Genomic DNA, 19,051 nt, shown 5'->3' on the forward strand with positions numbered 1-19,051 from the left:
CGTGGAAGATCTCGACGGTATCGAAGCCTACATGCGCCAGCTAAATGAGCGGGATCCACGAGGGGAGAGCTTCCGCTACGCGCGCAGTCGCGACGCAACTCGCACGCTGGGGGCGGATCTCGTCCATATTAGTATCCGCTGGTTTGCCATACATATGGAGAAGCTGGCCGATTATCTCGACGGCCTGGAAAACTGGCTTGGAATGCTGGTTGACGGGCGTGACAAGGCTTATGCCGGATGACATTTCAAGAACCGCAGGTGGCTTTGGGGAGCTTGCCTCCCATCGTGACGTCCGCGCCATTGCCTGCCCGCCAAAGTTTTTGGCCGCCTATTTGAGCGTAAGCGTAGCCACATATTCTCGGGTTCCGGCGTTGAACTCGTGGAGCACTGTTTCAGGCATGGTATTCCACCGGTGGCCGAGCGCGACGGCGAACTGAGATGGACCGGCATAATAGAACTGGATCTGCTTTAGCTGGTATTTTGCCGCAAGACCGGCAATGCGCCCTTTGACCTGCCCGACGATCGCCTGCATTTCTTTGGCCGACGTAACCGGCACTGAAAGGTGGAAGCGCTGGATTTTTTCGGGAGGAATCCCCGATGAGACCAGATCGCCGAAAGGGTCCCGGAGTATCCCGATGCTGACGGTCAAAACATCACCTAGATCCAGCTGAGGCTCCGACACGTCCCATTGAGGATATGCAGCGCCTGCCTCAGGACGATCGTCCGTTGCCCATACGCCGTCACGGGTCATGATATCGATGTCGAAGCCGGAGGCTGATCGAAACGACCATCCGAGAGCAAAGCCGGCCGAAAGACGATAGGATCCCTGCAGGGTCAGGCGGGACGCTCCCTGTTGCTTCAGCCAGGTGGCCGTTCGCTGCAGAGGCTTGAGCAATCCTTCATGCCAGTCGGCCGTGCTGCCGGCGCCGGCCGAAAAAGCGGCGGCGTCCAGTTCCAGCGTCGAGGGATTACTCTCCTTCCGGTCGGAGAGAATATGCAGCGCGAAGGGTGGCAAAGGCAGGCTTTCGCCCATCGCCGCTTCAATACACTGAACCAAGGCCGATCGGGTCAGGAAACTGCCGATGTTGTGGTTCGCCTTGGCCATTGCGAGAAGATCGTCGAAGATCTTCCGGAGCTGGCTGGACTTGAGGTCCAAGGCGGGAAACGCCTCATGGAACGCACCAGCAAACAGGCTTCGGGCTGTGTTTTCGTCCGGTATGTTGCGTTCGTCAAAGTCTACAAAATCGACCACGAATCCGCCAAGCGGATCCGGATATTGAGCGACAACATCGGCTCGGAACTTGGCATCGAACTGTGCCTTGATCTCCGTAAACGGGTCATAGAATGGGCGCGCCTTCCGGACCCGGTCCCGGTCCTTCGCCATGTAAGCCAAGGTGGCCGGAATCTGCGGCGTGACGAGAATATGGGTTCTCGCGGTATCAGGGTAGCTATCGTGATAATGAGAGAACCTTTCCACGATCTCCTTGACGTCGGCCGGCTTAAGAACACCCGACTTGGCCTGATGTCGGTCGATGACTGAGCCGTGTGGCGTCAGAGGCGCAAAAAAGCGGGCTTCGAGATCTTCGAGACCTTCGAAGATCATGCCTTCGAACGCGGGATTCACGAGCCAGGCCGGCAGTCGCGCAAGGCCGTCCCAGATCTGGTATTCAAAACCATCCTGGGCGATCACGCCACCCATACCTTTGTAATCGGTCAGCGTTGGCGCTGGCTGCTTGTCGGTCATGCGTCCATTTCCAATTTTACGTCTTGCTCGAAGCCGCGTGGATCAAAGAGCCAAGCGCCCGCCTCGAATTTGTCGGCGCGCAGGCGAACGATCATCAGCACTGCGAAGCTGCCCTTGAAATCCGGATCCCTGACCAGATCCCGCATGCTCTGGACGTCGACCCCACTAGGGCGGACCTCGAAGCTGGGATGGCTGTGCCACTCGCCGATATAGTTGTAGCGGCGATATTGGTGATGAGTCCGGTCGAAGAACCGCGTTGCATCGCGTACGGCCTGAAGGATGTCGACCAGGAACCGGCTGAAGGTGCCGGGCCGGGCCTGAAGCGTCATTGTGGATACGCGGAAGCGCGAGGGCTCAATCTGTTCGCCGAACAGCTGGCCCCCGATTTCCTTGTCGCCGGCACGCTTGAGGGCAGTCGTCAGAGTTGCCAGTTCACTGGGTGAAAGCTTTAAGAGCATCCAGCAATTCTCCGGCAATCTCGATTACGAATTTCTGGGCCTCGGCATCCTCGGTATTGCTATTCCACTCTGACGGACCGCCGACATCGAGGGCGATCACATGGCCGTGCATGTCAAAGGCCCATTCCTTCCGGAAACCAATCAGCAACCACCGGAAATCGTCAAGCTTGTCGTCAAGGATGTCGAGCACAACGCGGGCGGCATGTGAGGCGGCCATGCTGATCGCAGCATCATCCGCTACGATGATCTCGCCGTTGTCGCTGATTGCCTCATAAGCCCCATCGCCGGCCGAAAGCGGCACGACGCGCCCTTTTTCATCTGTCCAGTTCAGGAGGGCCTCTCGGCCGAGGGTATAAGCGGCATTTCGCTTCGGTACGGAAGGCGCAACCAAGGCCCCGATTCCGCCTTCGAACACTTCCACGGAAACGAATGGCTTCTGGTTTTCGAAAGCCAGGGCACCAAGCAGCATCGATGTCGCAGGATCGCCGGTGGCATCCACGATGATGTCGCAGGCCGTAATCAGATCGAAATGAGCCGCGTTGGTGCTAGCTGATTTCTGCCAGTTCAGGTTCTGGTCAACGGTCATGATATTCGCGCCCGGGACGATATGCAGAAGCCGGCGCTTTAGCCCGTGGACCTTGTGATATCCGACGTCTCGCCAGTCGAGAACATGGCGCTCCAGATTGCCCGGCAGGAACACGTCGCCATCGAAGATACGCAGGGTGTCGATCCCGCTACGCAGCAGCATTTCAGCAACTTTCGAGCCCACCGAACCGGCACCGACAATGGCGACCTTCTTGCCTTGTGCAGACGGTGCCCGACCGGCGCGCAGACCCGTTTCGGGAGGCAGGATATAGACCTTGCGGTGATAGGCATCGTCCGACAGCACATGGAAGACGTTGATGCCATCATCTTCGATGAACACAGTCACGAAGTGCACTTCGCCTTCCACCGGCGAACTCTCCCAGAGAGTGGATGTGAAGGCGGTTCGCTCTAACGGAAGACCATCGGGCACTTTCCCACTGACCAGAGCTACGGGCACGGGAAACCGCCAAGTGTCCAGATCCACCGATGGTGGCCGCTGAACACCCTCACGGTCAATGGCGTCGCTGAGAAAGATCGGCCAAACTTTGTCCGAGGCCGACCACCGCAGTGCGTGAACGTCTTGAATGTCGCCCTTCAAGAGCCGTTCAAGGCATTCATGCCCGATGAAGACCGGTGACTCGCCCCAGTTATATTTCTGGATCTCACCAACATTATGAGCCGAGGTAACCTTGCCCTTCTCCCCGTCTCCCAAAGGGTTCTCGAGGTTGAGCAAGCCAAAAGCACTACGCAGAACATCTGCCCCGCTAGCGCGGGACGTCCAGTTATCGGGGCGCAGCTCGAGACAAAGGGCACCGCCTTTGCCGTACTGGTGATAGGACCATTTCGCTTCAGGGTCCTGCGGCTCCACCCAGGCGGGCACGAGCGGAAAGTTGTCCGGATAAACGAGACGGACGGGATAGGTGGCGCCGTGCGCCACGATCGAACCGGCAGCCGCAAACTTGTAATCGTGTATCTCCCAGCGATCGAAAACGAACCACTTGTTTTCGATCGCCAGGTTCTCTACCGCTTCTTTTTCCCGAGCAACGCGGAGGGTGTTATTAAGCCACCAGATGCTCATGCAAATCCGCGCGGCTTGGTCGGTGCGGCCATGGCATCCGGAAACACATATGACGATGTGCCTGCCGTAGCAGCCGCTTTCTCAAGAAGGCTGCTTGCCTTGGCGACTTTCTCCGTTTCGGTCGCCGGGAACCGGCTGCCGAACACCTTGCGCCAGTACCAGGTCGCGTCGTCCATGTTGTCGGTCGACTGGGCCTTCCGCGCGTAGTCGGCATAGGTTTTCACCTTGGCTATAAAGGCCTTCCACTGCGTGATCGACACCTTCGCAAGGATATCGCTGCCGGCGACAGAAGGGTCATATATGATTGGCTTGATATCCATCTCCGCCTGGAACGCATAAGCCTTGTGGATGTTCTCGAGCATCTGGGCGAAGGCCTCGCCGTAGTGGGTTTCGTTCTGCGGCGCATGGAGCGCGGTCAGGACCTCGAGCACGAACCCCTTAGGCCGCTTGCCTGAGTTGTTTTCGCGGCGCCACCACTTGAAGAGCTTGACCAGCGGCTTGAGGCGTCCACCGAAATCGCTGTTGCGGTCGCGGCTCCAGCTGATGTGGCCCGGCGGGTCGGTCAGCTTCCATTCGCCCGATTCACGATCGGGGATCTTGTATTGCTCCCCCCATTCGATCACCGGCACGACATCCATTTCGGCAAGGGACGTGATCAGCTTGATCGACCGCTTGTTGATGCGTTCGACCACGTAGCCGTCACCTCCGCCCTCGAGAGCGGCGCACAGATCGTTCAGGACGTCGTCCGGCTCGTCATCTTCCGTGTAGTTGGTCACGATGATGATATCGACATCAGGACGCACGACGCCGTCGGCATCCGTCTTGGGTCGGATGGAGGTGTTGCGCGCATAACTTCCAGAGAGGAAGTCTCCTTCGATCTTCGCCTTGAAGTCGTCTTGCGCTTTAAGATGACTACGGACACCCGTATGGGCTTTTGATGAATTGCTCACAGTGGTGGGGCTGGGTTCGATATCTTGCAGAAACTCGAGAAAACGTGCGTTCGGGACCATATATACCTCTGGAGTGCGGCCGAGTTGACGGCCCTTTCGCAGCCAATTAACCTTCGCTGACAACATAGGAATTCCGCGAGCGAAATTCCAACCCAGCGTTGCGAATTTCAATGTCATTGTGTCATGGCATCCTAATATCACAATTTTGGTAACTCCCGTCGGCCCGCCGGAAGAACGATCGGTCGATTCACAGCGGTTTGGCGCGGCCTCCGATTGCCGTCTGGCGGGAAGACGAGGGCGAGATCCCGCTGCGGAAGCAGCAAGATCGGATGCGTTTCTGGCTGATGTTCCTGCCCGAACAGGAGCTCGTCAACTGTAACCCACGGGACCTGGCCCATATTGGGCAACCTCTTGGAAGGTGGCTGCTGACGTTCGGCGACACCCCATGATGCCCGTGGCCGCGCGACGCGCCTACTGGCGAAAGGAACAGGAAATCAATACCCGCGCAATCGTGGCCACGGCAATCAGAGGTCCGCTTCGGCGATGCTGGGCACGCCTTCCCGTTTGAAATTCTGTGCGCACTAGATGCTTTGCCTGAGGGCCACCTCGAGGATAGCTCCGACCTGCACAACCACAAACTTATTCAGGCAGCCGTCGCCATGTGCTCACAGAGCGAGCGCAGCACACCGGCGTTGTAAACGAGTTTCCCGACCTTGAAATCGCCGATGAAGTTTGACGGTATCTCGACCATGTTCACTTTCCTCGACTATGGAGCGGCCAGCTGCGCCGGACGCGGCTGAACCCGGTTTCTCACCTGATCATAAAGCCTGAGTTCGCCGGGCATTGCTAGCGTGACAGCCAGCCCAAAAGGCACCAGATCGTCAATGGGGGAAGCCGGATCAGGCTCTCGTTGGATTTTCAGGCGTAAGTTCATGCCGTCGGCGACGACCGCGGCCTGCACCCCACTCCACACCCGAGTGAAGACGGTGCCTCGATTGGTCTGATTGCCGTCCGGTTGCCAGGCGTCCGCGGAAACGCCAAGGCCTGCGATTTCGGCTGGATCGAGGATCTTCATCCTGACAGCGCGATAGGATTTCCGGCCGGGATTGACCGGTGTGAACCAGGCCAATGTGGCGGACAGCGAATGAGCACGTGCCTGCCCGCCGATCGCAGCCGGAATCGGCACCAGCACATCGACGCTGCGTTCACGGCCGAGCGAACCAACGCACCAGAAAGTGGCGCGGTCCGCAGCGCAGGCAACCGCATCGTCGCTGTCAAATACGCCATAGCCGAGGAAGCGGCGGATGTTGTCCTTTTGTCGCGAAGCCTGACCCTGCCCAAATGGCCCAAGGAGCTGCTTGACGAGATCGGCCGCCGCATTCGGCCAACGCGCGGGGTGCACAAGCAGGGCCTTGATCAGAACAGCCCGCTGCACATTCGTCAGCTGAAGGAACTCCTGACCGTAAGCCGCCTCCAGGGCGTCGTGAATGCGATGCGCCGTGCGGGAAGCGAGCGCGGTTGCCGCACTTGTGCCGTTGGTAAACCCTTCGGCATGTTCAAGGCCCGGCCGCGGCGGCGCGGCGACTTTCAGCCCCGCTCCTCGACTTGGACCCGCCGGCGCGACCATGATGCTCTCCGCGCTCGCTACGACGCGAAGATGTTCTCGCGCACCCGGCATCAGGATATCTGGCTTTACCGAGCCGGCGAAACCCGGCCCCAAAGCGCTGGACGGGTTTGCCGTGTCCAGGTCGGAGAACGGATTTACGTTCGCGCGCGCCAGGGCCCGCTCAGGTACCGGCACCCAATCGAGGTTACGGGCGCCGATCGTCAGCCCATTGATGGTCTCTGACGGAGACAATAACCGGCGGTCGGCAACGATAGTTGCGACGGCGTTGAGAACACCACGTGCGCGCTGATCGGCGTTGGCATCCTCGAACGCGACCCTGTTTGCAAAGGCGGCCACAGGAAATTGCGCCGTGATATTGCCGGCACTGACGAGGAACAGGATGCCGAACCGAAACGCTAGCCTGTCGAGAAGTCGTGCCCAGGGCGATAGCTGCCCGTAAAATGGTCGCCTGACATTGCCGAGCGAAATATTGACGATGATGACGTGCGGTGCCGACGGTTGAGCGCCAGCACGCATACGCATGACCGCTTGATAGATCAGATCGATGATTAGCCTGTCCGAGGGAAAGCGATCATTCTTGCTGAGCACGGGAATGCAATGCACCTGGCGTGGCAGAGGTGGTTCTGGTCTGTTGCGATCCCCATGAACAATGAGGGAAGCCATGGCCGACCCATGGACGCGCTGAGCGACGAGCGTGCCGGGCTCAAGCCCGAAATGATCTTCGACGCTCAGATGGGACTGCAGCAGCGGGTGCCCCGCGACGGGAACACCGTCAAGAAGTGCAAGGATCGGGTCCGCGGTGACAGGCCCCGGGGCGGGGGCGGGAGCAGCCGGCAGAAGATCGTTAGCGTCAATCTCCGTCACCACGCTTTGCGGGCGAATGTGCATGATCGGGTCGACGCCGGCCAAGCCGCCAGGACCACGCTCGACCACTATTCGAACGGCTGCGACAGGCAGTTCGGCCAGGATAGCGTGGTAGGAAATGTCGTCGAGCCTAGAGCGACTGAGAACGCGACCGCCGCTTTGCCTGATCGCTGCCGTTACCGTCGCTTCACTGATCGCACCTGCCTCGGCAGAAGCACGGAACACGAGTTCGATTTCGAGAGGAACGAGCTCGTCATCTGCTCGACCTTCGATCTCCTCAACGAGGACATCCACATCCAACGGTTGGACACGGTCGGCGGGCCCCCAAACACGAAGGTCACGAAGACAGGCGAAAACGTCCCGCCAGGGAGTGAATCCTTGTGGCAACACTCGGCCCGCCACCCACGTGCGCCATAGCGACTCGATTTGCCGCAGCGCCCGCAGGTCCGGCACGAGCAGATAGGCGACAGGTGCCTTGTCCTCATCGTCCGGCAGCTCTTCCTCGTCGATAAGTTCGAGACCCGGGACGTTGTTGATTGCCCGGGCAAAGGCCGCAATGCTTCCCTTCACTTCGAATACGAGGAGTCGCTCAGGCGCCAGCGCTGCTGGATCAGCGCGAAGCGCGAGACCCGCCGGGTCGCGCTGCAGCACGTCTGTCAGGCGCTTAAATTGCGGGCCAAAGCGCTGGTTCTGGTCAGCGGTCGAGTTTGGTTGAGGGCCGCGTACGACCGCTTGACGGCCGGGGGCTCTTGGCTGCGGGGCGCTCGGATGCAGTCTCAGTATCGGTTTGGTCGGATCGCTCGCCATTCAAAACCTCGGGGCTAACTCTTGTTGCCCAGAGGTCCAGTTCTGAACGAAGTGCATCGTCGATGGAAAGCTCCCCCAAGCCCAATATCTGCCGTCTTCGCACGTTTTGGCAGAAATCCAAAGCCTCTGCAAAACTTACGGTACCCAATTTCGCGGCGATCGATTTCGCCGCAGCCTTGGGCGCATCGGGCCATTGCGAGATAATGCGGTCGAGGAAGACCCCGATCCTCTGCCGGTCCGGGGCCGGGAAAGCCAACCGCATCTGGAAGCGGCGCCAGACCGCACGGTCCAGCAGCTCGGCGTGGTTGGTTGCGGCGATCACGACCACGTAGCTGGGCAGCTGGTCGAGCTGCATCAGCAGGAACGAAACCACGCGCTTGATTTCGCCGGTCTCGTGGGTATCGCCGCGTTCCTTGCCGATCGAATCGAATTCGTCGAAAAATAGAACGCTCGGCCGCGTGCGGACATAGTCGAAGAGCTTGCGAAGGCGCGTATTCGTCTCGCCGAGATAGCTTCCGATCAGGGCATCGTACCGAACGACAAAAAATGGCAGCCCGAGCGCCTCCGCAATCGCCTCGGCAAAGGAGGTCTTGCCGTTCCCTGGTGGTCCGGAGAGCAGAACCCGATGGCGCGGCTCATAGCCATGAGCGCGCAAGACATCGGCGCGCGTGTGTTCTTCGATGAGCTGACGGCCGCCCTGTTCGACAGGAAGCGGAAGCATCAGCTGCTGGAGCTGAAGCCGCGGTTCGAGCTCAAGTATCGTATCCTTGCCGGAGCCGGCAGGCCTCGAGGCGGCGGTCAGCGCCGGCGGAGTGACCGCGACCGTTGAGAGGGCCCGCTCGAGTCGATCGGCAACGATGTGGTGATTCTGCGCCCGCTCTTCGGCAACGAGCGCTTCCGTAGCAGATTTCAGCATCGCCCGATCGCCGGACGCACCGGCGCGCACAAGGGAAATGAGAAGGTCGCTTCGGGCCATGTCGGTCACGTTTCTGAAGGTTCTGAACTTAAACTCGCGGCAACGCGAATCGTAACTCAAATAGTTGAAAAAGTCTTCTCACGCCTGCCGGTGGCGGGTCGCAGAGCAGGTCTATACATGAATTTATAGCGTCGCCACCAGCCCGCATCAAATCGCGCTGGCGCCGTTCACCTGCCACAACCCTGATCGCCCCGAATGCCGCCGTTGAGATAACTAAATCTTATAACGCCTCAACTAAACGGCTACCGTCGATGAATGCGACGATAACAGATTCAGGCTATTCCGAAGATCAGAAGGTCGGTGTGTTGTCACAGCAACTCTATTTCTCAATGGATACCGGGTTTGGTTGGACTTGGTCCGACAACTTTTCCCGCGATCAGGCGCAGCAAATCATCAACGCACCAGTTGGAGCAACGCTGACATTCGACGAAAATCGCTCGGTGCTGATCGGCGAAAAGGATATCACCTTCTCGAAGGAGTCGAGCACGGGAACCTCCCACGAAGATCTGCCTCGAAAGAAAGTCGTCAAGGAGCTGACGCGCCTGTTACGATAACTCGACTTCGGGCTGCTTTCTAGATAACGCCCCACGCCCGAAACCTCCCCCTGCCCGTCATCTCCCGCAACCCCAGTTCCTGAACGATGCGCCGCGCACCTTGCGGTGTGACCTCAAGCGTCTTCGCCACCATGCCAGCGGAGATCAACGGCCGCGCCATGACAAGCTCGACGAGCTCCGGCAGCCTGGATGATGTTCGCCGTCCTTCGAGTTTGCGCATCATCATCTGCCGCGCCAGCACCAACCGGTCATGTTCTTTCAGCCCCGTCTCGGCGGAGATTGTCAGCGCCCTTGCTATCGCCAGCAATCGTGTCCCGCGATCACGGTGCCGGCGCCGATCGATAGGGATCGCTTTAAGCCCAAGATTGATCGCCGCGAGATGGGTGCCGGTGGTAACGCCGCCCCCGCGCAGGACCGAGGCGGCCAGTAGCCGACCGAGCCAGGGCGCATGCTGGAGCACGGCGATCTCATTCCAGGCATCGAGTGCCACGATGGCCTGAAGCACCGCCGGCAGATCCTGGGCGCGCGCCAACACGGCCTGCCACTCCCCCAGCCGCTCGTCCTCATCCCAGTCGAGATCGTAGACGAATGGATCCTTGTCCGGAGCGTTTTGGGCGCGCCCCGGCTTCTTCGCCTCTTCGATCGCGGCCCCGGATCGGGCAAGCACCGCATCGATCGTGGCAAGCGCATCACCCAGACCATCAACCTCGGCGTCCTCCGCCTCTCCTACCCCAGCCCCAGTGCACCCCACCTCAACATTGCCATCCGGCACCCCCTTCCCGTCTCCTCCCGATGATGCAGCGGGCCACGCCCGCCCGCGCAGCGAAGCGAGGCCTTGGGCAGAGAGAGCCCAACCAGGTGGATGGGCGGCGATGCGGCGTCGGGTTTTCAGGATGTCGCGGGCAATGGTGAGTTCGTGGGTGGGCGCGCGGATGTCTCGAAGTGCGTCATGCAGGACGAGATCCTCAAGATGAACGAGTTCACCGTCGACCCAGAGCGAGGCATGCGCCTCGAGGAAATGCGAGCGCTCGAGAAAACCCTCTCCGACGGGGGAGCGGGCAATGCGCTCGTCGAGGCGGGCAAGCGCGACGGCGGCCTCGGAGATCGGCCGCAGCAGGCTCTGGATGGGCAATTTGGACAGATCGTAAGACATTGAATTTACGGTAAATGATTCGTTAAGCGAAATCTATCTATGCATTAGCATTCGCCACCCCATAGAATGCTCCAGGTCATGCCTGGCCGCCGATAAGTATCTCTTATCGATGGTAGATCGACAACGGCCCCAAATTCACTTAACCTAGGCCAAATCACGCTCTGCAAAGGCTTCAAAACATGGAAGATCGCGTCCGCTTCGCGCTGGAAAAGTTGCTCAACGTCGCCCACGGCGATACCGGTCAGAGCCGGCGCGTCGCCAACTTCATTCTTGCCTGGTGGAATGCAGACGTGCATGGCGGCTTTAATCTTACAGACCTGGCCGATGTCGATCGCGACGTCTGCGAAGACATGGTGACAGTCTTCACTTTTCTCGCCCGCGAAGAGGATCTCGTTTACCCCGAGGCATACAAACCGGAGATCATTCAAATCATTCGCCGCTGGCGGCCGGACGTCGAGATCGATTAATGTCGAAACCGCGCAGGCCAGCTTCCCTGTCTAACATCGAGCGGCGCGCTGTCGAGCTCGACACGATCGCATCGGTGCTGCCAATCGAGCGCAGGGACGAACTTGCCGAACTTCTCACTGACCAGGATGTCGAAACGCTAAAACATCTGGTCAACCAGGGCATGGGCGACAACACGCTGCGGGCGCTGACCTCCGATCTCGCCTATCTCGAAGCCTGGGGTCTTGCTGCCACCGGGCAGTCCCTGCCCTGGCCGGCGCCAGAGGCGCTACTGCTCAAATTCGTCGCTCACCACCTGTGGGATCCCGAAAGGCGCGCCAGCGACCCCCACCACGGCATGCCTGCTGACGTTGACGAGAACCTCAGAGGCCAAGGCTTCCTGAAATCCATCGGCCCGCACGCCCCCGATACGGTGCGGCGCCGGCTTGCGAGTTGGTCGACCATGACAAAATGGCGCGGCTTGTCCGGAGCCTTCTCCTCCCCTGCCCTCAAACAATCGATCCGGCTCGCGGTCCGCGCCGTTCCACGAAAGCGTCGTCGAAAAAGCGCAAAAGCGGTCACGGGGGACATCCTGCAAATGCTGCTCGCCACGTGTGCAAGTGACAGCTTGCGTGACATCAGGGACCGGGCGATTTTGATGGTCGCCTTTGCGTCAGGTGGTCGCCGGCGTAGCGAGATCGCGGGCCTCCGCCTGGAGCAACTGACCGAGGAAACACCGATCGAGATGCCAGACATCCCTCCCCTTCCCTCTTTGGCAATTCATCTTGGGCGGACCAAAACGACGACAGGAGAGGACGACGACGTCGTCTATCTCACAGGCCGGCCTGTCGAGGCATTGAATGCCTGGCTGACTGCCGCTAGGATCGACAAGGGAAGCGTGTTTCGGGGGATCGGAAGGTGGGGAGCGGTCTCGCGCCGGGCGCTCGATCCGCAGTCGATCAACGCGATCCTTAAACATCGAGCGGAAATGGCTGGACTGGATCCCGGGGAGTTTTCGGCGCATGGGCTGCGGTCAGGGTACCTGACCGAGGCCGCCAATCGTGGCATTCCGCTGCCTGAGGCGATGGAGCAGTCGAGGCATCGATCCGTGCAGCAGGCATCCAGCTACTACAATAACGCTGCGAGGAGGACCGGACGCGCAGCACGGCTCCTCTGAACCCGGCTGCGAAAGCGGACCTCAACCCGACGCCATCATGGAGCATGACAGCGTATTGACGCGCGGAAAAAACCTGCAGCAGCCCGGGGGATCTTCGATGCATTCGGAACCACGTCTAGAAACCGCAGCGTCTGTCAGAATTGAATCTCGATCAGCTTGGGTGACAAAGCAACTCCCCTGACTCCCCTCAGTTTGCACTAACGGCTGGAAAGCGTATTCTGCGCGTCTCACAGGCTGGGCGTGAATTGACTTAAACTGGAGTGCTATAGCACGATGTTTCAGTGGCCTTCAGGTACAGGTGACATGGCCACGCGCATCCGTGCGTTCGACTGGTCGACAACTCCGCTTGGCCCTATCGACGATTGGCCACAAAGTCTCAAAACTGTTGTCGACCTCATGCTGGCGAACCTACAGCCGGCCATGATCGGCTGGGGACCGGGTCTGGTTTTGCTATACAACGATGCATTTATCTCTCTTCTGGGGATCAGGCACTTGTCCGCTTTGGGTTTGCCTTGTCACAAGGTTTGGTCGGAAACCTGGAGGGAGTTTCAATATGAGGCGGCTGCGGTCATGGCAGGGCAGTCGCTGCGGTTGACTTTTCCCCAGCAATCGCGCGAGCGCCCCACTTTAGCGACTATCTGGTCCAGCTTATGGACGCCGGTCCGTCGCGAGGGCGGTTCTGTTGGCGGCTTCTATGGCGTTTCAATCGAGACGACTTCGCGTACGGAGGAGTGCCTGCTTGCCGCCAGCGAAGCGGCGCGCGCACAGGTGACCGCTACCTTGGAAAGCATAGGTGATGCCTTCTATGCCGTAGATGGCGACTTCCGCTTCACCTATGTGAACGCCAAGGCAGAGGCGTTGTGGGGACGACCACGCGAGACCCTCATCGGCCAGAACCTATGGTCGGAATTTCCCAAGGCAATCGGCGGCGAGCCACACGCGCAGCACCTTGCCGCGATGCGCGACCGGAAGCCGGCGCAATTCGAGGGATTTTCACCAGTTCTCGGTCGCTGGATGGAGGCGAGCCTCTATCCCGACGCGGCCAGCGGCGGACTTGCGTGCTACTTCCGCGACGTCACGGAACGCCGCGCAGCTGAGGCCGCATTGCGCGAGAGCGAAGAGCGTTATCGCACTGTTTGAGTCTATCGATGAAGGCTTCTGTATCGCCGAGCGCGTATCTGGTGCTCGGATCGACTTCAATTTTTGGCGGTAAACCCCGCATTCGCGCGCCAAACCGGCATCGACGATGTTGTAGGCCGCACCATGCGCGAGATGGTCCCCGAGATTGGGGAAGCCAACCTGGATGGCCACGCTCGGGTAGCGGACGGCGGCGAGAGCGAGAGGTTCACCGCGTTTGTGTTCGACCGCGAATATGAGATCGAAGCATCGGCGACCGGAAGCGCAGGACAGGTCGCATTGTTGTTCCACGACGTCACCATGGCCAAACAAGCCGAAAGAACCATACGCGAAAGCGATGAGCGGCAAACCTTCTTGCTGAGACTCTCCGACGCGCTGCGGGCCGAACCCGATGCGGATGCGGTAGCGTATCGCGCACTGACGATGCTGTCTGACAATCTGCGCCTCGACCGCTGTTACATTACCTATTATAGGCCCGCTGACGACGCCGCCGATTTTCCGTATCAGATCGGCAACGACACTGTTCCACCGCTTCCAGCCACCGTCCGCTTGTCCGATTTTCCCGACGCCTACCGGCAGGTGCTCGAAAAAACCTATGTGATCGACGACGATTTCGAGCGACGTGGCCTGTCAGATGCTGAGCGTGCCAACAGCACGGCGTTGGGGATGCGAGCAATGCTTGCTTCGACCGTTCGGAGGGGAAAAAAGACCCCGCTCGCATCAATGGCCGCGGTATCGTCTCGACCACGGCATTGGACACCTGCGGAGATCGCATTGGTCGAGGAGACGGCTGAGCGTACCTGGGCCGCCATCGAACGCGCCCGTGCAGAAGCCGCCCTAGGTCGGAGTGAAGAGAAGTTCCGCACCTTGTTCGAGAGTATCGACGAAGCGTTCCTGATCAACGAGATGATCCGGGACGGTTCTGGTCGGGCGATCGACCTGAGGATGCTGGAGGCTAATCCATCCTACACCCGACAGACCGGGCTGGGATTGGAGATGGTCGGCAAGCTCGGCAGCGAAATCCTACCAAATCTCGAGGCTTTCTGGCTCGAAACGTACGACCGTGTCGCCCGCACTGGCGTCCCCGAGCGCGTTGAGAACTATAATCAAGACACTGACCGATGGTACAGCGTTCACATCTCCCGTGTTGCAGGGCAGGATCAACAAGTCGCTGTTGTGTTCGATGACATTACGGAACGCAAGCGCGCTGAGGCTGCGTTGCGCGAGAGTGAAGCTCGGCTGGCCCATGACCTCGAGGCGACCCAGGTGCTCCAGAACATCAGCAACAAGCTGATCTCCAAACCGGGCGTGAATGGACATTTCGACGAGTTTTGCGAGGCGGCCCGCGCGCTCATGCGTTCGGACTGCGCCAGTATTCAGGTGTATGATGACGTCACCGCCAGGCTGGAGCTCGTCGGGCATGTGGGCTTCCACCCTGACTCCGCCGCCTTCTGGAACTGGGTAGACGCCGGCGTTCGCAGCTCCTGTGGACGTGCGCTATCGGCAGGCGAACGTGTAATCGTGCCCGACATGGATCTCTTCGAAGCGGATCCTCTTGATGTGGAAGCGTATCGCCGATCCGGCATCCTTTCGGTTCAGTCCACACCGCTGGTGGCGCGCAACGGCGAAGTCGTTGGAATGATGTCGACCCATTGGCATCGGCGAGACGTCCCTGCAGATGCCAATTATCGCTTCTTGGACATCCTGGCCCGCCTCGCCGCCGACTTCATCGTCCGGACACGCGCAGAAGCGGCGCTGCGCGAGAGCGAGGAGCGCTTCCAGCAGTTCGCCAAAGCTTCCGCTTCCGGCATCTGGATCAGGGATGCAGAAACCCTGAACATGGAGTTTGTCAGCCCGGCCGTCGCCACAATCTACCGGACCGCGCCGGAGGCGTTGATCGGAGGCATTGAACGCTGTGGCGCGATGATCGTACCTGAAGATCGCGACGCTGCGGTCAATCACATCATGCGTGCTCGTGACGGTGAGCCCGCCATTCACGAATTTCGTATTCGGCGGGACGACGGCTCATTCCGTTGGGTCAGGAACACAGACTTCCCGCTCTATGACGAGAAGGGCGACGTGGAGCGCATCGGCGGCATCGCTGAAGACGTCACAGAGGCCAAAATGGCCGTCGAGCATCAGGGTGTGCTGCTGGCCGAGCTCCAACACCGGGTGCGCAACATCATGGCGATGATCCGCTCCACCGTGGTGAGGTCCGCCGACGGAGCGATCGATGTCCAGGACTACAAGACGTCGCTCGCTGGTCGGCTTCTGGCCCTGGCCCGTGTTCAGACACTGCTCACCCGCCAGGCCAATGCAGGCGGATCACTGCGCGACATCCTCGAAAGCGAGATCGAAGCGCAGGCGCATTCCGAAAATCAGTATGAGTTGACCGGACCCGACGTCATGCTGTCGCCCAAGGCCGTCGAAGTCCTGACCCTCACCTTCCACGAACTGTCCACCAATGCGTTGAAGTATGGCGCGCTGTCGGTCGCGACCGGCAAGATCTCGGTCACCTGGACAGCCTTCGAGAGGGGGGAAAAGCCCTGGCTCGCCATCGACTGGGTGGAGGAAGGCGCGCCATCGCGCCCACCACCGACACGCCGCGGCTTCGGTTCGGAGCTGATCGAAGCGAAGATTCCCTACGAACTGCGTGGGACGGGCAAAACGACGATCGAGCCGAGCGGTGCTCGTTGCCATATTGAGTTTCCGCTTCGCGAAGCCGAGAGCATTCTTGAAACAGACGCACCTGCGCCGACCAGGCTATACGGAGGAACCGCAGATATGACCGGAGCACCGGACTTGACCGGAAAAATCGTTCTCGTAGTTGAGGACGACTATTATGTCGCATCGGACACCGCGGCGGCCCTGCGAGGCGCAGGTGCAGAAGTGCTTGGCCCCTGCCCTACCGAGGACGACGCCTTACGCGTGCTTGGAGAGGAGACACCGACCGCCGTCGTACTCGATCTCAATCTTGGCGGCGGTGGCCCCCGGTTTGAAATCGCCCACAAGCTGGTCAAGCAAGGCACACCCTTCGTGTTCTTGACGGGATACGATCCTGACGTAATCCCGGATGAACTCGCATTTATCGTGAGGCTTCAAAAGCCGGTCGCTTTGCGTGATGTTGTCGAGGTCGTTAGCAAGCTTTGAGACTTCCACTAAGAAATCTCGTCAGCTGACAAAGTTTTCCTCATCGGAGCATGCACAGCTTCGCAACCCGATGATACTTTTCTGGGGCGGCCCGGACCGACCAACGCGGCAAAACCTTGTCAGCTGACAAGGTTTTGCCGGGCCTGGTATGCACCGGTTCATCATCGCGCGGCACTTTGATGATGCGGTTGGGGGCCAGCCTACCACTGCGTAACCTTGTCAGCTGACAAGGTTTTCTCTGACCCGGCGCGCACCGGTTCATGACCGCGCTGTATTCGACAATGCGTATGAGACCAGAATGCCTCAGACTTGTAAGCTCAAGAGGTTTAAGGCCGGCAAAGCTGAACCTGTTCGCGAGCTGACGTCAGGCAGTCAACAATTTCAAATAGTCCCAATGGGCAAGTTAACGGGTCCAATTTTCCACCAGCTGCTATGCAGTTTGGCTCGCGCTGAGGAAGATGTGGAAGGCGCCCCAAGGGGGAGGGGAGTACCCTTCAACGTTGCTACTCCGCCCATTCCGCCTCGGAACCGGTTCCAAAACTCATCGTGCCAAAGGCGCGTTAAGCCTGCGGCGACACTGTCTTGAGCTTGCCGATCGAAAGTGCTCTACGCGGGAAATCCATGTCCCACGCTACCACACGCGAAAAACATGTGAATGACGCAGATACCCTGCGACGCTGTCCCCGCGGGGGAGGGGAGGGCCGGGCGAGACGCTCGCTCCAGGCCTACGGCCATCGATGATCGAACGAGGTCGACCCGTGCTGAGCCTCCTTGTCCTGTTTACAAACGCAACGTCACACCATCCAATCGGCGCCGGGCGATACGCTTCCGCAGGATGCCGACCGAGCAGCAAAGGACGACGGGACGGTGCGCGCTGACGGCACTGTTTGACGAGGCAATATTGATGTGATCTTTCGGACTAGGTTCTGTTGACAAAGTAGCTTGAACTGCTCGCTGAAGGATTACTTTTCTCCGTCGCCCGAAATGGCTTCGATGCCGACTTCGTGTAGCCTCTTGAGCGCTGCTACAGAAATCAGCCTAACGTCGGGATTTTCCTCCACCGCTCTTCCATACCAGTATTTTGCGGCATGCAGGTCACCAATCTTCTCATAACATTCTCCCAACCGCTCTCCCCGATATATCCGGCATCCAGCGACTGGTCGCCATCTGCCATGAAAAGATAGATCTTGATTGCGTCCGCTGCCTTTCCAGTTGCGATCAGGTCATTCGCTATGCGATCTAAACGATTGAAGTCATACAAGACTTTTCTCCTCTTTTGCAGCGTGCTTTTTAACTAAGGTGCAAAGCTCATGAAACGGAGCAAGTGTGGCAAGCCTTTTTCTTGCGGCGGCCGACGCGAGAAAGGCAGCGAAGGATTTCGGGATTTATCGTATCGGGTCGCGACACGACGAAGTTGCTTCAGCGGATTGAACATCCGATCGATACGATTTCGGTCCCTCTAGGCTCTGAAGCCACAGGCGAGGGGGTCTCGCGGTTAGCCCTCGGAGGGAAAACCGCCTAATCCCGTGGATCAGCAACTCTTGGTGCAGAGCGTCGCTGTCGTGACCCTTGTCAGTGAGAAACAGGCTCGGGGTGGCAACCGGCATGGCTAGTAGATCGCGAACGGTGACATCGTAATACGAAGCTTCGCCACCTGTCAGGATGAAGCCAAGAGGGCGCCTGGCACCTGCTGCCCTTCTGGGTGGCACCCAGACCGAGTGCGAACCCGCTGCGCAGAATTTTCCCACCGCGCGCACTACTTTCCCATGCATCGTAACGCGCCAAGACCGGCACACCTCGGAATTCAGAACCATTGATGTCGACGCCAGTACCGGCATGGATCGCAAACGAAATATCGCTCCTCTACAAGACGTAGGCGTTTTTTTGCTCGCTCCCCTCGGGAATGTCTCCGTCGTTTCCGCGGCGCGCTCCTCACGCTTTCGCCCGATCATCAACGTCGATCGGATGGCGACCTAACGCAAGCAGCCGATCTCCAATCATCGCGTAGGGCTCAGCGGCCGCTCGCTACGGGGCATGGTTACGACGCTCTTTCTCTCGCAAAGGCGCGCGAAACGACATAGCGGCCATTCGGGGCAGGGAAGGGCGGCAGATTTGCCCTGCAGAGGCCGTGTGATTTTGGTCAACGTTACCAGTCATCATTTGTGAGCACCTTAAGGGTTTCATCTTTGCGGTTGGAACAATATCTGTCCCGGATGCAGGTCGAAATCGAACGAACCGCAAACACTCGTGGCAAACCAGCACAACAGTCGGTCGCCTGGTCGCAAGTTTCCTCGCGGTAATCCTGACCACACATTTCCTCTGCGAGATCATCGCACTGACTTTGCGC

Annotated in this window: 14 protein-coding genes; 6 read left to right on the forward strand and 8 right to left on the reverse strand. The window is 59.4% G+C overall.

The window, feature by feature from the left end; translation table 11 throughout:
• The first annotated feature begins 1 nt into the window (after nt 1).
• Nucleotides 2–241: a hypothetical protein gene (locus EGT36_RS26975; protein ID WP_125271470.1), complete on the forward strand. Its 240-nt coding sequence runs from the start codon at nt 2–4 to the stop codon at nt 239–241.
• Nucleotides 242–328: 87 nt separating this feature from the next.
• Here EGT36_RS26975 and EGT36_RS26980 read toward each other — a convergent pair whose 3' ends face one another.
• The 6 genes from EGT36_RS26980 to EGT36_RS27010 form a co-directional block, all read right to left on the reverse strand.
• Nucleotides 329–1,744, reverse strand: a complete 1,416-nt coding sequence (locus EGT36_RS26980; protein WP_113732149.1) for an SAVED domain-containing protein — start codon at nt 1,742–1,744, stop codon at nt 329–331.
• A complete protein-coding gene (locus EGT36_RS26985; RefSeq protein ID WP_113732148.1) occupies nt 1,741–2,202 on the reverse strand; it encodes a M67 family metallopeptidase in 462 nt (153 codons plus the stop codon). Before EGT36_RS26985 ends, EGT36_RS26980 begins: the two co-directional genes overlap by 4 nt.
• Entirely contained in the window at nt 2,177–3,865 is a 1,689-nt protein-coding gene (locus EGT36_RS26990) for a ThiF family adenylyltransferase (RefSeq protein ID WP_113732147.1), read from the reverse strand. The genes EGT36_RS26985 and EGT36_RS26990 overlap by 26 nt, the downstream gene beginning before the upstream one ends.
• A complete protein-coding gene (locus tag EGT36_RS26995) occupies nt 3,862–4,992 on the reverse strand; it encodes an SMODS domain-containing nucleotidyltransferase (protein WP_286079971.1) in 1,131 nt (376 codons plus the stop codon). The genes EGT36_RS26990 and EGT36_RS26995 overlap by 4 nt, the downstream gene beginning before the upstream one ends.
• 589 nt (nt 4,993–5,581) lie before the next feature.
• Entirely contained in the window at nt 5,582–7,957 is a 2,376-nt protein-coding gene (locus tag EGT36_RS27005) for a S8 family peptidase (RefSeq protein ID WP_125271471.1), read from the reverse strand.
• Nucleotides 7,958–8,000: 43 nt separating this feature from the next.
• Complete coding sequence (locus EGT36_RS27010; protein WP_125271568.1) at nt 8,001–9,089, reverse strand: AAA family ATPase; 1,089 nt, start codon at nt 9,087–9,089, stop codon at nt 8,001–8,003.
• Nucleotides 9,090–9,340: 251 nt separating this feature from the next.
• On the opposite strand from EGT36_RS27010, the gene EGT36_RS27015 reads away from it, so the two are divergent.
• Complete coding sequence (locus tag EGT36_RS27015) at nt 9,341–9,643, forward strand: hypothetical protein (RefSeq protein WP_125271472.1); 303 nt, start codon at nt 9,341–9,343, stop codon at nt 9,641–9,643.
• Between the two features lie 19 nt (nt 9,644–9,662).
• On the opposite strand, the gene EGT36_RS27020 is transcribed toward EGT36_RS27015, so the two are convergent.
• Nucleotides 9,663–10,796 carry an RHE_PE00001 family protein gene (locus EGT36_RS27020; RefSeq protein WP_125271473.1) on the reverse strand — a complete coding sequence of 378 codons (1,134 nt, stop codon included), beginning with the start codon at nt 10,794–10,796 and terminating at the stop codon, nt 9,663–9,665.
• A gap of 179 nt (nt 10,797–10,975) precedes the next feature.
• Here EGT36_RS27020 and EGT36_RS27025 point away from each other — a divergent pair, with 179 nt between their 5' ends.
• The 4 genes from EGT36_RS27025 to EGT36_RS27040 all read left to right on the forward strand — a co-directional run bounded on the left by EGT36_RS27025 (nt 10,976) and on the right by EGT36_RS27040 (nt 16,704).
• On the forward strand, nt 10,976–11,263 hold the full coding sequence (locus EGT36_RS27025) for a DUF7673 family protein (protein ID WP_112569269.1): 288 nt from the start codon (nt 10,976–10,978) through the stop codon (nt 11,261–11,263).
• The gene (locus tag EGT36_RS27030; RefSeq protein ID WP_125271474.1) at nt 11,263–12,417 is read left to right on the forward strand and encodes a site-specific integrase; all 1,155 of its coding nucleotides are present in this window, start codon (nt 11,263–11,265) and stop codon (nt 12,415–12,417) included. The genes EGT36_RS27025 and EGT36_RS27030 overlap by 1 nt, the downstream gene beginning before the upstream one ends.
• A 303-nt stretch (nt 12,418–12,720) precedes the next feature.
• Nucleotides 12,721–13,557, forward strand: coding sequence for a PAS domain-containing protein (locus tag EGT36_RS27035; protein ID WP_172965730.1), 837 nt, complete (start codon nt 12,721–12,723; stop codon nt 13,555–13,557).
• A gap of 63 nt (nt 13,558–13,620) precedes the next feature.
• Nucleotides 13,621–16,704 carry a PAS domain S-box protein gene (locus EGT36_RS27040; RefSeq protein WP_125271476.1) on the forward strand — a complete coding sequence of 1,028 codons (3,084 nt, stop codon included), beginning with the start codon at nt 13,621–13,623 and terminating at the stop codon, nt 16,702–16,704.
• 1,033 nt (nt 16,705–17,737) lie between these two features.
• Here EGT36_RS27040 and EGT36_RS27045 read toward each other — a convergent pair.
• On the reverse strand, nt 17,738–17,965 hold the full coding sequence (locus EGT36_RS27045) for a hypothetical protein (protein WP_286084352.1): 228 nt from the start codon (nt 17,963–17,965) through the stop codon (nt 17,738–17,740).
• Nucleotides 17,966–19,051: the final 1,086 nt, after the last annotated feature.

It is taken from the genome of Agrobacterium sp. FDAARGOS_525, from assembly GCF_003938925.1.
Taxonomy (GTDB): domain Bacteria; phylum Pseudomonadota; class Alphaproteobacteria; order Rhizobiales; family Rhizobiaceae; genus Agrobacterium; species Agrobacterium pusense.

Bases quoted from the DNA above. Each gene is read 5' to 3' on its own strand.
- EGT36_RS26990 (WP_113732147.1), bottom strand. From the start codon at position 3,865: ATGAGCATCTGGTGGCTTAATAACACCCTCCGCGTTGCTCGGGAAAAA.
- EGT36_RS27020 (WP_125271473.1), bottom strand. From the start codon at position 10,796: ATGTCTTACGATCTGTCCAAATTGCCCATCCAGAGCCTGCTGCGGCCG.
- EGT36_RS27010 (WP_125271568.1), bottom strand. From the start codon at position 9,089: ATGGCCCGAAGCGACCTTCTCATTTCCCTTGTGCGCGCCGGTGCGTCC.
- EGT36_RS26980 (WP_113732149.1), bottom strand. From the start codon at position 1,744: ATGACCGACAAGCAGCCAGCGCCAACGCTGACCGATTACAAAGGTATG.
- EGT36_RS26995 (WP_286079971.1), bottom strand. From the start codon at position 4,992: ATGACATTGAAATTCGCAACGCTGGGTTGGAATTTCGCTCGCGGAATT.
- EGT36_RS26985 (WP_113732148.1), bottom strand. From the start codon at position 2,202: ATGCTCTTAAAGCTTTCACCCAGTGAACTGGCAACTCTGACGACTGCC.
- EGT36_RS27025 (WP_112569269.1), top strand. From the start codon at position 10,976: ATGGAAGATCGCGTCCGCTTCGCGCTGGAAAAGTTGCTCAACGTCGCC.
- EGT36_RS27035 (WP_172965730.1), top strand. From the start codon at position 12,721: ATGGCCACGCGCATCCGTGCGTTCGACTGGTCGACAACTCCGCTTGGC.
- EGT36_RS27030 (WP_125271474.1), top strand. From the start codon at position 11,263: ATGTCGAAACCGCGCAGGCCAGCTTCCCTGTCTAACATCGAGCGGCGC.
- EGT36_RS27015 (WP_125271472.1), top strand. From the start codon at position 9,341: ATGAATGCGACGATAACAGATTCAGGCTATTCCGAAGATCAGAAGGTC.